Source organism: Paenibacillus sp. MT124, assembly GCF_058792755.1.
The window spans coordinates 1,932,697-1,948,273 of sequence record NZ_CM179500.1; the positions used below are offsets into that span (position 1 = coordinate 1,932,697).

The 15,577-nt window shown below is 47.5% G+C and carries 11 protein-coding genes; 9 read left to right on the forward strand and 2 right to left on the reverse strand.

The window, feature by feature from the left end:
* The 6 genes from AC3RCI_RS09100 to AC3RCI_RS09125 all read left to right on the forward strand — a co-directional run bounded on the left by AC3RCI_RS09100 (window position 1) and on the right by AC3RCI_RS09125 (window position 10,426).
* A complete protein-coding gene (locus AC3RCI_RS09100; protein ID WP_153977722.1) occupies window positions 1-960 on the forward strand; it encodes an ABC transporter permease in 960 nt (319 codons plus the stop codon).
* 18 nt (window positions 961-978) lie between these two features.
* Window positions 979-1,884, forward strand: a complete 906-nt coding sequence (locus tag AC3RCI_RS09105) for a carbohydrate ABC transporter permease (RefSeq protein ID WP_153977723.1) — start codon at window positions 979-981, stop codon at window positions 1,882-1,884.
* 54 nt (window positions 1,885-1,938) lie between these two features.
* Entirely contained in the window at window positions 1,939-3,534 is a 1,596-nt protein-coding gene (locus tag AC3RCI_RS09110; RefSeq protein ID WP_153977724.1) for a type 2 periplasmic-binding domain-containing protein, read from the forward strand.
* Window positions 3,535-3,615: 81 nt separating this feature from the next.
* The gene (bglX, locus tag AC3RCI_RS09115) at window positions 3,616-5,781 is read left to right on the forward strand and encodes a beta-glucosidase BglX (protein ID WP_492528689.1); all 2,166 of its coding nucleotides are present in this window, start codon (window positions 3,616-3,618) and stop codon (window positions 5,779-5,781) included.
* Window positions 5,782-5,884: 103 nt separating this feature from the next.
* The gene (locus tag AC3RCI_RS09120) at window positions 5,885-9,256 is read left to right on the forward strand and encodes a GH36-type glycosyl hydrolase domain-containing protein (protein WP_492528691.1); all 3,372 of its coding nucleotides are present in this window, start codon (window positions 5,885-5,887) and stop codon (window positions 9,254-9,256) included.
* Between the two features lie 153 nt (window positions 9,257-9,409).
* Entirely contained in the window at window positions 9,410-10,426 is a 1,017-nt protein-coding gene (locus AC3RCI_RS09125) for a substrate-binding domain-containing protein (protein ID WP_154895917.1), read from the forward strand.
* A 347-nt stretch (window positions 10,427-10,773) separates the two neighbouring features.
* On the opposite strand, the gene AC3RCI_RS09130 is transcribed toward AC3RCI_RS09125, so the two are convergent.
* Both AC3RCI_RS09130 and AC3RCI_RS09135 read right to left on the reverse strand, forming a co-directional pair.
* Complete coding sequence (locus AC3RCI_RS09130) at window positions 10,774-11,838, reverse strand: phosphodiester glycosidase family protein (RefSeq protein WP_492528693.1); 1,065 nt, start codon at window positions 11,836-11,838, stop codon at window positions 10,774-10,776.
* A complete protein-coding gene (locus AC3RCI_RS09135) occupies window positions 11,835-12,245 on the reverse strand; it encodes a hypothetical protein (RefSeq protein WP_336779383.1) in 411 nt (136 codons plus the stop codon). The genes AC3RCI_RS09130 and AC3RCI_RS09135 overlap by 4 nt, the downstream gene beginning before the upstream one ends.
* A gap of 429 nt (window positions 12,246-12,674) precedes the next feature.
* On the opposite strand from AC3RCI_RS09135, the gene AC3RCI_RS09140 reads away from it, so the two are divergent.
* From AC3RCI_RS09140 to AC3RCI_RS09150, 3 genes are all read left to right on the forward strand, one after another.
* Entirely contained in the window at window positions 12,675-13,331 is a 657-nt protein-coding gene (locus tag AC3RCI_RS09140) for a response regulator transcription factor (RefSeq protein ID WP_095359066.1), read from the forward strand.
* A 140-nt stretch (window positions 13,332-13,471) separates the two neighbouring features.
* Window positions 13,472-14,695, forward strand: a complete 1,224-nt coding sequence (locus AC3RCI_RS09145; protein ID WP_095288256.1) for an aminotransferase-like domain-containing protein — start codon at window positions 13,472-13,474, stop codon at window positions 14,693-14,695.
* 184 nt (window positions 14,696-14,879) lie between these two features.
* Window positions 14,880-15,569 carry an FMN-dependent NADH-azoreductase gene (locus tag AC3RCI_RS09150; RefSeq protein ID WP_371859981.1) on the forward strand — a complete coding sequence of 230 codons (690 nt, stop codon included), beginning with the start codon at window positions 14,880-14,882 and terminating at the stop codon, window positions 15,567-15,569.
* The last annotated feature ends 8 nt before the right edge of the window (window positions 15,570-15,577 follow it).

Consider the following 15,577-nt stretch of genomic DNA (forward strand, 5'->3'; position numbering starts at 1 on the left):
TTGAAACCTGCAGCCGAAGGACCTAGCAAAAAGCTGAAGGGAAACCTGAGAGGAAATTCGCTCTGGAGTGAAATCTGGAAGCACAGAATGACGTACACCCTGCTTATTCCAGGGCTTGTCTGGCTGATCTTGTTCGCCTATCTGCCAATGGGCGGCCTGTCACTGGCATTTAAGGATTACAAAGCGAACCTGGGGATCTGGGGAAGCCCATGGAGCGGATTTGAGAACTTCAAATACGTTTTCCGGGATCCCACGTTTATCGACGCGGTATGGCGGACATTGTATATCAACATTTTGAAGCTGATTATTCAATTCCCGTTCCCGATTATATTGGCCCTGTTACTGAACGAACTGCGTATGCGCAGAGGGAAAAAGTGGTTCCAAACGATTCTTACGTTCCCTCACTTCCTTTCATGGATCATCGTATCCGGGGTTGTCATCAATGTGCTGGCGTATGACGGATTGGTGAATAGCACGCTAGCATTGCTTGGATTGCCAACGATTAACTTCCTGGGTTCCGAATCCAACTTTGTACCGATGCTTCTATTAACAGATATCTGGAAATCAAGCGGATGGAGCGCCATCATCTTCCTCGCTGCGATCTCGGGTATCGATCAGGATCAATACGAATCAGCACAGATCGACGGAGCTTCACGGTTGCAGCAAATGTTCCGCATTACGCTGCCGAACATCCTGCCGACCATCACCGTTATGTTTATCCTGTCTGTCGGTGGATTGATGTCATCCGGTTTCGATCAGATCTTCAACTTGGCGAATGCCGCAACCAAAAATGTATCAGAAGTACTCGATGTATATATTTATCGGATTACGTTCCAATCATCAACCGACTTCTCGTTCTCGACAGCGGTCAGCTTGTTCCGTTCCCTTGTGAATATGGTCTTGCTGCTTCTTGCTGACAGATTTGCGAAGCTGCTTGGCGGAGATGGATTGTTCCGATAAGAAAGGAGGAAAAATGAAATGAGCAAGAAAGCTAACAAAAAATCGAAGATTGGTACAGAACGAATGACGCTTCTGGATTACGTTATCTTCGCCATCTTACTTGTGCTTGCCCTAATGATTCTGATTCCGTTCTGGAATGTCATCATGATCTCGTTCGCTACACAAAAAGAATATGCCGACAATCCAATGCTAATGTTCCCTAAAGAATTCACCTTTGATTCCTATAAGGCGCTGTTCGCTGACGGAAGTATCCTGACGGGGTACAAAAATACATTGATCCTGCTGGTGATTGGCTTGCCTCTCAGCATGTTCCTGACAACAAGCATGGCGTATGGACTAAGTCGCAGCAAATTTCCATTTAAGAAATTTATCTTTTTCCTAGTGCTGTTCACCATGATCTTCAATGGTGGTATCGTACCACTCTACCTGATCATGAAATCTCTTCATCTGACGGGATCGCTATGGTCCGTTATTCTGGCGGGAAGCTTCAGTGCGTTCAACATGATCCTGATGATGAACTACTTCTACACGCTGCCGGAATCACTAATGGAGTCAGCTCGATTGGATGGAGCCGGTGAGTGGAGAATACTGTTCTCCGTCGTACTTCCACTGGCTACGCCTATTATCGCAACGATCACGCTGTTCTACGGCGTGGCTTACTGGAACAGCTGGTATGATGCGATGATCTTCCTGCGAAAGGCGGATCAGTTACCACTGCAAAACGTACTGCGGACCATTATCGTCGAATCCCAGACGAATGCTTCCAACGCTTCCAGCGTGGATGCAGCCGGAGCCGCATCCAAATTCTCCACAGGGATGAAGATGGCAGCCGTGTTCGTCACAATGGTTCCAATTATGTGCTTCTTCCCGATGCTGCAAAAGCATTTTGCCAAAGGGGTATTAACAGGGGCTATCAAGACCTGATTATACACATAGGATTTTGAGTCAAAAATTCTAACAAAACCATGGGGGTAAAACATGAAAACGAAGAAGAAGTTATCTGTACGATCACTCTTTGCCATCACGCTTAGTGTAGTCATGCTGATGGTGACCGCTTGTTCGAGCGAAGGTGCTTCGGGAAGTAACGAGAAAGACGAAAACGGAAACTACAAAGATAAGCTGGATATTTCCGTAGCAAGTACGATTCAACTGAAAGATGGCCAAATGGATAATGAGTTCCACAAATACTGGATGGACAAATTCAATATCTCTTGGGATTACAACTTCGTAGAGTGGGATTCATGGGGCGAGAAGCTTCGTCTGTGGATCAACTCCGGTGACCTTCCTGACGTAGCCAGCTGGAACTATGTACACGGCGATGCCATGAACTATATCGACCAAGGTTTGCTCTACAAATTCCCGGATGACTGGAAAGAGCGCTGGCCTAACGTGGCGGCAGCTTACAAGCTGACTGGCCTTGGTGAGAAGCTGGAAGAATTGAAAGGCGGCACGTACATCCTGCCTAGACCTGTATATTTTGAAAACAAACCGGCAGATCCGCTGGTGAACCAAATTGGTGTCATTGCACTGCGTAAAGACTGGGCAGAAGCCGTTGGGTTCGAATTGAAAGATGCTTATACAACTTCCGAACTGATGGAGTATGCACAACTGGTTAAAGACAAGGATCCAGGTAAAGTTGGAAACAAACTTGTTCCGTTGTCCTACAACGCTGATGATGCATTGACAAACATCGTTGTTGCCAACAGCGAGCATGCTCGTGTTGAATCTGCTTTCTACAAAGGTGAAGATGGCAAATATCACTGGGGTCCTGCAGATCCTGAAACCCTTACAGGTTTGAAACTGATGCAAGAAGCTTATCAAAAAGGCCTGCTTAACCCTGAGTTCTATACTTGGAAAAACAGCGAAGGCAGCGACAATTTCAGAGTTAACGGTGTAGCTGCTGTGACAAGCCTTGGCGGTCTGGCATCCTACAGACAAGATATGGATACTCAAATGAAGAAAAACCTTGGTGTTGATAGCGATGAGCTGGTTCACACAGCGATCGTTGTAGGCGACGATGGCAAGTATCGTAACCTGGAGCAAGTAAACTACTGGTCCGCGACCATCTTCTCCCCGGATATTAGCGATGAGAAATTCGAGCGTATCATGGATCTGATGGACTACTCCATCAGTGAAGAAGGACAGCTGCTTCTGAACATGGGCTTCAAAGACAAAGACTGGAAATATGGCGAGAACAACGAATTGGTAAGCCTGTTGCCTGAAGGAACTACCCTGGAAGATAAATATCCAAGCCGTTTCGAAGGTTTGTACCTGCTGGGTGACGATTTCAGCATGATTAACCCGGCGATCAAACAAGAATATCGTGACAGAGCGGTTAAACACTTCCAAGATAAAGCGAAGCTCGGAACTGAGGGCGGTGCACTCGCTACCTACGATTGGGATGTTCAATTGTATGATTCCAAAGCGAAAAACCAGGCTACATTTGAATACCAAAACGAGTATGCCAACCTGATTCTGAAAAGCGGCGATTTGGAAGCCAACTGGAAAGAATGGGTGAACAGCAAAATGTCACTGGTTCAACCAGTTCTGGATGAGCTGAACAATCTGAAGTAACATTCTGAACCCGGTGCGCGGTCTCTCCCCGAACGCAGCCGGGTTCTTTATTTCAACAACATGCAGTGGAGGATAACGGATATGAATAATGAGCAGTTGCTTGACCTGGTCAAACAGATGACGCTGGAGGAGAAAACAGCTCAGCTTCTTCAATTGACCGCCAATTTTTACGAAGGGACGGATGCCCAAGGCCAGATTACTGGACCGATGGAAGAAATGGGGATTACAGAGCAATCTGTCGTTGCCAGCGGCTCCATCCTGGGCTTGTCAGGCGCACAGGCCATTATTGATGTACAGCAAGCCTATCTGAAAAAAAGCCGTCTCGGTATTCCGCTGTTGTTTATGGCGGATGTCGTGCATGGTTTTAAAACGATTTTCCCGATTCCACTGGCGATTGGGTGTTCATGGGATACGGATTTGGCTGAGAAAAGTGCAGAGATTGCTGCACGCGAATCCGCAGTATCCGGTTTGCATGTGACATTTTCTCCAATGGTGGATCTGGTTCGTGACCCGCGCTGGGGCCGCGTGATGGAGACGACAGGCGAAGATCCGTACCTCAACAGCCTGTTCTCAGCGGCTTTTGTACGTGGGTATCAGGGAGACGATTTGAAAGATGAGCCAGATCGTCTCGCTGCTTGCGTCAAACACTTTGCAGCGTATGGTGCTGCAGAAGGCGGACGTGACTATAACACCGTAGATATGTCCGAGCGTAATCTGCGTGAGTATTATTTGCCAGCATACAAAGCTGCCCTGGATGCAGGCGTCGAAATGGTGATGTCTTCGTTCAATACAGTAGATGGCATCCCAGCGAGCGGCAATGAAAAGCTGATGCGTGACATTTTACGTGACGAGTGGGGCTTCGATGGTGTATTGATTTCGGATTGGGCTTCCATCCGCGAGATGATTGCACATGGTGCAGCTGAAGATGATCGCGAAGCGGCATACCGTGCCATTCGCGCAGGCGTGGATATCGAGATGATGACCCCTTGTTATGTTAATCATCTGCCTGAGCTGATCCAGAGCGGTGAAGTGGAAGAGAAGCTTATCGATGAAGCTGTATTCCGTATTCTGCAGCTAAAAGAAAAACTGGGATTGTTCGACAATCCACTTCGTGCCGCTGATCCGGAACGCGAGCGCGAGATTGTATTCTCGAAGGAACATCGTCAGGTATCCTACGAGCTGGCAACCAAATCGGCTGTTTTGCTCAAAAATGATAACAGCGTGCTTCCGCTTCAGCCGGAAGCGAATGTCGCATTGATTGGGCCTTTTGCCCAGAGTGAAGACATTCTCGGCTGGTGGTCTTGTGAAGGCGTGAAGGCGGATGCTGTCAAGCTGGGAACGGCACTGCAGGAGCGTCTGCAGCATGGACAGGTTCACATGGCCCAAGGAAGTGGCGTTCACACGATCACCTCGGAACAAATCACTGAAGCCATGGAAACGGCGAGTAAGGCTGACCTTATCGTTCTGGCTCTGGGTGAAGATTCGGAAATGAGCGGTGAAGGTGGTTCGCGTACCGATATTCGTCTGCCAGCAGCTCAACTTGAACTCATCAAACAGTTGAAGACGTTAGGCAAACCGATAGTTAGCGTAATTTTTAATGGTCGTCCTTTGGATCTGCATGGTGTGTTTGAAGAATCGGATGCCGTACTTGAAGCGTGGTTCCCGGGCAGTGAAGGCGGAGCAGCCATTGCTGATGTTCTCACAGGCGTAGTGAATCCATCTGCACGTTTGACGATGTCGTTCCCGCAGTCCGTCGGTCAGATCCCGGTGTATTATAACCATTTCAACACAGGACGCCCTCTGAACCCGGAGAAAACGGAAGAACGTTATGTTTCAAAGTATATAGATAGCCCGAACGATCCACTCCTTCCGTTTGGTTATGGCTTGTCATACACCTCGTTTGAATACGGTGATTTGGAAGTCTCCAGCCAGGAGATGACTGCCGATCAAACGATCAGCATCCAGGTTCGTGTAACGAATACCGGACAGCGCGCAGGTGTGGAGACAGTTCAACTCTATGTGCGTGACGTAACCGGTGAGGTCGTACGACCGATGCGTGAGCTGAAGGGTTATACGAAGCTTGCACTAGAGCCAGGCGAGAGTGGTACGGCTACATTTTCGTTAAGTGAGGAAAAACTTCGTTATCATCATTCCGATCTGACTTACCGCAGTGACAAAGGGACATTCCAGATTTTTGTCGGCCCTAACAGCCGCGATACCCTGGAAAGCACATTCAAGTTGGTGTAGTGAGTGATTGGATTTTAGCATAAAAATGCAGTGAAGCTGCACTGCCTTCTTCAAGGCTGCTTGGCAGGGGAAGAAGGCAGGATAGGAGGATATGAATAGATACATGAATACGATGACTAGATCGCAAATCAACATTCAAGCCGGCGAGCTGAACTTCACATTCTGGGAGAGCGGTGATCTGTTCCAGGCTGTAAGTGGACAGGCCATGATCAATCAATTAATGACAAGCCCGGTGGACGGGGCCGTGAATAATCTCTATTTGCGTTTTCATGACGAATCCAGTATTCGTTATGTTCCCATGCTCGGCATCCATTCCGAGAGCCAGGTTCAACAGGACGGAGACCGCTTGGTGTGGGCGGGAAATGCGGAAGGTGTGACTTATCAGGTTGTTTTTGCACCGTCAGCTCGGGGAGTCTGGTTCTGGGATGTAACGGTTAACGGCCACGGGGAAAAAGTGGATGTCATCTACGGCCAAGACATTGGCATAGCTGACCCCGGAGCGGTACGAAGCAATGAAGCCTATCTTTCGCAATATATCGATCATACAGTCTTCGAGGATGACAAATGGGGCTATGTCGTAGCATCCAGGCAAAATCAACCCCAGGGTGGGGTATTTCCTTATGTGCAGCAGGGATCTCTAACTCGTGCTACGGGGTATTCAACCGATGGATTCCAATTCTTTGGCTTAAGCTACAAGGAAACGAACATTCCGGAAAGCCTGCTTAAATCGTCGCTGGCGAATGAAGTATATCAATATGAATTTGCGTATACTGCCCTTCAGTCAGAAACCGTGGTTTTGAATGGCGAAGCCCGCTTTGTATTCTACGGCCTGTTCCAGGCAAATCATGCGGCAGCCATTAAGGAACTGGAATATAAGGATGTTGTGGAACAGGCCTGGAACGAATATGAAGCGAAAAGTACAGGGAACGCAGCTGTTGCAGCTAGCTCTGCCAACAATTTGCCTAAAGTCTCCCTGAACCCGACTCTGGGTGAGCCGCTTCGTACTTTGGCTATGTCTGATGACGAAGTGAATGCTCTTTTCCCGGCTTCAACCAGACAACAGGAAGAACGTGCCGATGGCGAACTGTTGGCTTTTTTCACAGACACTTATGAGCATATCGTCCTCAAGGAAAAGGAACTGCGCGTGGAGCGTCCGCACGGTCATATTCTGATGAGTGGAAACAATGTGAAACTGGGCGAGAATGTGATTACGACGACTTCCTATATGTACGGTATTTTTAACTCACACATCGTTGTGGGCAATACGAACTTTAACAAAATGATGAGCAATGCCCGCAGTGCGCTGAATATCGCGAAATCCTCCGGTCAGCGGATCTACGTGGAAATGGGCGGAGTCTTCCATCTGCTCACCATGCCGTCTCTCTTCGAGATGGGCTTCAACTATGTGCGTTGGTATTACAAAACGGATCAGGACACGCTGATTGTCACGAACTATACAACACTGGATACTCCTGAAATACGTTTGCATGTGAAATCGGAAAAAGGAATCGCTTATCGCTACCTGATCACTAATCAGATCACCATGAATGTGAATGAATACGAATTGCCTGCCCGTATCACCGAACAGAACGGTGAACTTCGCATTAAGGCGAATACGGACAGCCTCAGCGCCAAGGAATACCCGAATCTGGAATATCGCATGTCGGTGAGCGGAGCGGGAATGAAAGTAGGCGACGAGACCCGACTGGCGAGTGGTGTAAATTCGGGTGACGGATCCATTTTCACCTTGCAGCTGGGGAGTACGGCTGAATGGACAATGACCATTCAAGGCCTGCTTGAAGGAGATAGTGTGGTGTTGTCCACACGCAGCTTCGAGGAGGAAGTTAATGCATATCGTGCATTTTATGCGGATGTCATGAACGGGTTCCATCTGTCGCGTCCTGGGAAGCCAAACGCAGAAGAGTTGTTCAAGGTCAATGCGCTTGCGTGGTGGTATACCCATAATATGCTGGTCCATTACTCCGTTCCGCACGGTTTGGAGCAATATGGCGGCGCAGCTTGGGGAACACGGGATGTATGTCAGGGGCCTGTCGAATACTTTATGGCTACGCAGAAATATGAACAGGTCCGCGATATTTTGAAAATGGTGTATTCGCATCAGTATGAGGATGACGGCAACTGGCCGCAATGGTTCATGTTTGACCGTTATTTCAAAATTCAGCAGGAAGAGAGCCATGGAGACATCATTGTATGGCCGCTTAAAGTACTGAGTGACTACCTGATTGCGACCAAGGATTACTCCATTCTGGATGAAGAGGTTCCTTACACCGTTAAACATGGTTTCCATTTTAGTGAAGAGAAAGCATCAGTGCTGGAGCATGCGCAGAAAGAGCTCGAATATATCCGCAGCCACTTCCTGCACGATACATTCCTTTCCTCGTATGGTGATGGAGACTGGGATGATACACTTCAACCCGCGAATGCCCAACTGAAACAGTATATGGTCAGCAGCTGGACCGTTGCCCTTACGTATCAAACACTGAGTCAGCTATCCAGAGCACTTGTGCCTGTGAAGCCGGAACTAGCGGCAGAGTTAAGCAGTATGGCTGCAGGAGTTAAAAAGGACTTCAACAAATATATGCTGGATACCGACGTTATTCCTGGTTTCGTATATATGGAAGATCCAGAGCAAGCCAAGCGGATGCTGCATCCGGATGACAGCGAGACTGGCATTCAGTACCGTCTGTTGCCAATGACACGCAGCATGATTGCCGAGCTTCTGGAGCCCGAACAGGCGGCGTCCCACTATCGTTTGATTAAGGAAAAATTGTTCTGTCCGGACGGTGTGCGGCTTATGAACCGCCCAGCTCAATACGATGGAGGGGTAAGCACACATTTCAAACGTGCAGAACAGGCGTCCAACTTCGGTCGTGAAGTTGGTCTGCAATATGTGCATGCACATATTCGCTACATTGAAGCCATGGCGAAACTTGGTAATCCCGAGGAAGTATGGAACGGCCTTGGCATCATCAACCCTGTGGGTATTCAGCAAGTCGTGCCTAATGCGGATCTCCGCCAGAGCAATGCTTACTTCAGCAGTTCTGATGGTAAATTTAACAACCGCTACGATGCACAGGAGCAGTTCGATAAGCTTCGCACCGGTGATGTCCAGGTAAAAGGCGGCTGGAGAATCTATTCCAGCGGACCAGGGATTTACATGAACCAACTGATCTCGAACGCACTGGGCATTCGTCAAGAGGAAGAGGATCTCGTCATTGATCCCATCCTTCCGGCAAGTCTGGATGGCCTGCACTTTGATTTCCAATATAACGGAAAGAACGTGACCTTTGTTTATCATCTTGGCGGAGAACCGGTACAACGTGTGCTGTTGAACGGCAAGGAACTGGATTCGACGAGACTGCGGCAGCCTTATCGTCAGGGGGGACTGCGTATTTCACGTACAACCCTTGAACAAGGTCTGGCCGAAGGTAATGTGATCGAGATTTACAGCTAAAAATGGCAGAAGACCTCTGGGGTAACAGCGATCGAAAGAAGATTCTGTAACCGGAGTGTCATCAGATAAGAGGTTAGTCCGTTTACCAACTATTCAAGAAGTCAGGTCCTCCAGCCCGGAGGGCCTGATGAACATAACAGGGGAGCGAAGATTGTGGTCAGTATCAAGGATATCGCCAAAAAGGCGGGGGTTTCGATCTCCACCGTGTCTTATGCGCTGAATGGCAGCAATAAAGTGACAGATGAGACCAGCTCCAAAATTTTGGCCATTGCCAAAGAGCTGAACTATGTTCCGAACGCTGCCGCACGAACGTTGAAGAAAAGGGAATCCAAAATTCTCGGTGTATTTCTGACAGACTTTAGCGGGGATGTATACGGGGATTTGCTTAGTGGCATGAAAACAGTTTGCAACGCTCAGGGTTATGACTTGATTGTCTGCAGTGGCAAGCAGTCCCACCGGATGCTTCCGGAGCGAATGATTGATGGAGCCGTTATACTCGATCATACGTTTGCCAGCGAGGAGCTGCTGCAATATGCCGATCGGGGACACAAAATTGTCGTTCTTGACCGGGAGCTTCATCATCCGAATATCAATCAGGTACTGCTGGATAACAAGGCAGGAGCTACACTGGCTATGGAACATCTGATTGAGCAAGGACATACGAAGATATATGTCGTAACCGGTCCGGAGGGTTCATTTGACTCGGCACAGCGTATGAAAGCGGTAAGACAAGTGACCGAGCGGGAAGCAAATGTGGAATGGATCGAGATTGTGGGAGATTTTGAGAAAAGTGGCGGAGAGCAGGCTGCTGAGTTCATTATTCAAGAGTATACGAGACCGGCTGCAGTATTCTGTCTCAATGACGAGATGGCCATTGGTCTGTGTAATCGCTTGGCCGAAAGTGAGCTGCAGATTGGCCGGGATATTGATGTAATCGGTTTTGACAACATTGAACTGAGCAAATATGTTCAACCAAGGCTGGTCACCATTGATTATTCCAAAAGGAAGTGGGGTTCCCTTGCAGCGGAGCAGTTAATCAAAATTATTGCCGGAGAACCGGTAGATCATGAACGAATCTACGTTACATTGGTGGAGGGCGGTTCAGTTTGCAGACAGGTTCCACAAGAGATCCCATTGCCTATTCGCCATGAACGGGTGGTTAACTCTTGATGCGAGAGGACGAGCCGGTAAAATGTATCATCAGCAATAGCTTCAACAATGTCGATGCTGTACCCCGAGAGACAAGGCTTAGAAGAATTACAGCATTCTTTTAAGCCTTGTCTCTTGGTATATGATCACAATAAAAAAGCCCCTCACAAGGAGAGGCTTGGCCATTAAAGGCCCTTGGTTTTGTCGTTGTTGTAGGCTGCAGTGAAAATGCCTGTCATGAACAATGCAAGTACAATTGCAATAATCCAGAATGTCAATGAGAACGACATACACTTGCCACCTCCTGTACATTTAGCACTTTCTTCTATTATAACCAATAAGGGAAGAAAAGGAATGCCTATACAGGATCATTTGTAAAATAAAAAGTGAGTAGGCACAGGTCTGAGATTGCCGTCTGATGGATTGTTCACAACCCGATTGTTCAGGATTAGCGAGGAGGAGCCGCCGCCATCCAGATTGTAGGCATCCACTACGCCCAGTTTGTATAATCGACCCTGAAGCTGCTCAAGAGTCGCACCAGAGCTTCCGCTTTCGTTATATCCATCCACGACGATAATAAGCAGCTGATCATCCTTGTAATTGCCAATTACGGTACGCGGAGCCCTCTTGGGCGACACCTTCCACTTGGCAGGAATGGCTGTTTTCTTGCCGTTCTGAAGCAGGACAGGTACAAAAGTTGCGCCGAACTGTGGTTTAAGGCGGTCCAGTGAGTTTTTATCAAAAAATTTGCCGCCTACCAGTTTGCCCGTATCGTTAAGTCCTACAAAAAACAGATCCTTGAAACTGGCTTGGAAGCCGTTCACATATTTACCGTCCATGACCGTTGTGCTGAGCGGGTATCGTTTGCCACCGCTATCTGCGAATCCGCCTGCATTGATTCCGGCGATCGCACCATTTCGCTTAACGGCCTGCATGGTTGTCTCGGCTTTTCCTGGTTCACTGCTCATAGCCATTTTCATGGCCGTAGGGTCCTTCAGTTTAACTTTCATCGCGTAACCCTTGTACGTGCCAGGATTTACTCGATAGAGTTCAATCGTAAGCCGGTCACTGTTTACCCGTTCAATGGGAACGCCAAGCTTGGACGAAATACGCTGGTTGTATATCGTTTCCGGACGTGCGGCTTGTACCGACGCGGATTGTACAATGGTAGACATCGTACTGGTCGTACGATTATACAGCTCTGTCGTTCTTTTAATAGAAGAAGAAGTTTGAACGGCAGCTTCCTTGGCCCCAGTAAGCTCCTGGCGTATAGCCTGGGTCTGGGGAGTAATCGTTTCCTCTGACAGTCCGGAATGAATCAAATCCCCGGGTTCAAGCGGGGGGCGAAGCAGCAGCAAACAGATGATCAATCCAATAAAAGGAGCAAGTGCAAGCATAAAAAAACGATTAACCTGTTTTACGGGTGTAATCATTTGAGCAGGTCCATCTTTTTCTGGAGGGTTTCCAGTTGCTTTTTGACTTCGCTCAGCTGGGTGTACAACTTATTGCTGTTATCCGTTTTGTCGCTTGCATTATCCTTAGTAAACGTCAGCAGCTCATTGAAGGATTGAACTTGTCCCTGCAGGTCGGCTACTTCCTTCGATATCGTTGTTAGCTGATTTTCGTAGTCTGCTTTTAGCGCGGCAATCTGCTGCTGATTATGGGCCTGAATCTGACTAAGCATCTGCTTCTGAAGATGGTTACTATAGTAGTAGGTTCCCAAAACTCCCAGTGCAATGAGAACAATCCACATGACCAGAAAAAGCTTGACTGAAGATCCGGCCTTGCCTTTGGCGCTCCGGGTGTGATGGATGTCAGAAGGTTGAGTAGAAGGTTTCATATCATCACTCCTGGTTATTAATAGGTAATAAAAATTCCAATCCTCATTCTATCATGTCACTATTGATTACGCAAAAATGAAATTCTTTAATCAATAGGATAAAAAGAGATTGCATCGGATGGAAGTCCTAGGATACAATTTCTTATAGATGCAATAAGTAGGAACTTTGGGCAGGATTTTCGACCTTTTTAGCTAGAGATGCAGGAAAATTATACTATATTTTGCATGAGTGAGGCATATATATTGCAATGTCACGATGCAGTTTTGGTGAAATAAAACAGCTGTATGGCTGTTCATCCATTTATTCATCATATTTCGACATTATTCGACTTTACTTCTTCTATACGTGGACTGTCGCAAGTATGGTGATAGAATCAAGGCAAAAAAGTAGAAAAGTATTTGTCCAATACATAACCAGGGGGAACAATCATGAAAAAAGTATGGCAGGTGGTCATCGTAGATATCCACCCCACCAGCATGCTGGGTACCAAATTGATATTGGAAGAGCAACAGGATTTACTTGTACGGGGAATGACCTCAACAGGTACAGAAGGACTAGAATTAGTGAAGATCCATCAACCTGATCTCATTTTAATGGATTATCGGCTTCCTGAAGGGCAAGCAGATCCATATATAACTCAGATGAAGAATGCATCCGTGCATAGTCATGTTATTATTTTGACAGATGAAGACAATGTGAAGTTGTTTCGTCATCTTATGGGTCTTGGTGCAAGCGGCATGCTGTCGAAACAGGCTTCCCCTAGCCAGCTGATTCACCTTATTTCCGGGTTGCGGGAGGGTTGCGTATCCATTCCGATCTCCTGGCTTACAAGCACTGAATGGGCTCAGCCGTCTGACTCTCCGGGAGAAGAATTTCTGGTGGAACTGACAGAAACCGAAACTTTTATCATGGAAAGAATTGTTCAGGGCGTAACCTATGATAAAATAGCCAGTGAGATTAACGTCAGCCGACGTTCCATTGATAACTATCTGCGCAAAATCTATGTGAAGTTGGATGTAAGCAGTCGCGCACAAGCTATTGAACGCTATGCCTTATATGCGAGACAGGCCAAGACGCTATCCTGATAACCATTCTTCATTTATAAAGGTACAGGATGTGAATCAGGAGGCAGGTCCAATCGTCATATTCGGCGCTCAGCAGGAATAGGTTGAAGTGGCTGTGGACTGCGAGAACAGTTCGGAATTGATGAAAGGGGAACGGACCGATGAAATATTTCTTCGCCTCCCGTACAAACAGGCTGTTGTCTTCACCACTCCGGGATATTCGTGAGATGTCTGGCCGGGATTATTTCATTTCTCTGGCCGAAGAGTTACCTGCAGAGGAATTATTTCCGTTCAAGCTGCTGGAAGAAGCGGCCGTATCTGTATTCAGTTCTGGGCCATCTGCTCTTCAGTATGGTGAGCCAGCAGGCTACAGACCTCTGAGAGAGTGGCTGGACACGGACTGGAATATCCGAAAAGACATACGTACAGTGCCAGAGCAGATTTTATTAACCACAGGAACCCAGCAGGCAATTGATTTGGTGATGCGTCTGCTGCTGGAGCCAGGGGATTCCGTATTGGTAGAACACCCTACTTCTCCGGGTTGTCTTGAAGTTCTGGAAATGCAAGGGGCCAAAATTGTGCCTGTCCTTGGCGATTCAGACGGCATATTGCCAGATCTATTGGAGCACCACATGCAGCAGCTTAGACCGAAGCTGCTTTTTGCTGCGCCAAGCTTCTCGAATCCGACGGGCGTGCTATGGTCCATGGAACGGAGAGAGGCTGTGCTTGATCTGTGCTCTCGTTACGGGGTTTTGCTTGTTGAGGATGACTCGTATGGAGAGCTTCACTTCGACGGTCTGGAGACGGCAGACTTCTATCGCAGGTTTCCTTCGTTATTTGCGCTTGATACTGCTGATCAAGGCGGGCATGTACTGTATATTGGTTCGTTCAGCAAAACGGTTGCACCTGCACTGCGCACGGGCTGGGCAGCAGGACATCCTGCCTTGATACAAGCCATGGCTTCAGTCAAACGGATTGCAGACGGGCAATCCAGTCCAATGAATCAGCGGTTATTATACCAGCTGCTCGCCCAGTCTCCATTTAAATGGAGTGACCATCTCTCCATGCTAAACCGGGAGTACAAAATCAGACTGAAGCTGATGCTTGAGTTGCTCAAAAGGCCTGGCTGGAAAGGGGTTCAATATACCATCCCCAAAGGGGGCATGTACCTGTGGGTTCAACTCCCCGAGGGGCTGGATAGCGGAGCATTGCTCAAAGTGGCACTTTCCAAAGGTGTATCCTTTCTGCCAGGTTCTCTCTGCTCCACGGGTGTCCAGGATCACCGTCACATTCGATTGAATTTTAGTCATCCTGGACGCGACGAGCTGCTGCTGGGCATGAACCTGATCAGTGAAGCTATCTCAGAATTCACTGCTCGCAATTAGCAGAATGATTAAGAGAGCGAGAGCGGCTTTCTTCAAAAGAAAGTGAGAACTGCGATTCCTAAGTAAATATATGAAATTTTGAAGAACAAATAAAAAGAGTTCATAACCCAAAGTAATTACGTTATTGCATCCACTAACATTTTTATATATAATATGTATTAATGAGTTGTTGTTTTCTTTATATATGTTGTACTCAACGCGATTTCAGGAGAAACACTCATATATTTTAATTAACGGGGGAACGAACATGTCCAATATTCTATTTGTAAAAGCAAACGACCGTCCTGCGGATCAAGCAGTCAGCGTAAAATTGTACGATGCATTTTTGAGCGCATACAAAGAATCCCACCCAGGTGACACCATCACTGAGCTGGATCTCTACAATACAGATATCCCTTACTACGGTAACACTGTAATTACAGGTGGATATAAAGCAGCTAACGGTATCGAAGCAACTGCTGAAGAGCAGCAAGCTGCTGCACTCGCAGCACAATTGCAAGATCAATTCCTGGCAGCTGACAAAGTAGTATTTGCATTCCCACTGTGGAACTTCACTGTTCCTGCTCCACTGGTAAACTACATTTCCTACCTGAGCCAAGCTGGCAAAATGTTCAAATACACAGCTGAAGGCCCTGTAGGTTTGGTTGGCGACAAAAAAGTGGCATTGCTGAATGCACGTGGCGGCGTTTACTCCGTTGAGCCAATGGCATCTGCTGAAATGTCCGTAAAATATGTAACAAACGTACTGAACTTCTGGGGTATCCAAAACCCTGAGCTCGTTATCGTTGAAGGTCACAATGCTTCACCTGATCGTTCCCAAGAGATCGTGGATGCTGGCCTGAAATTGGCAGCTGAAGTAGCAGCAAGCTTCTAATCGCTATT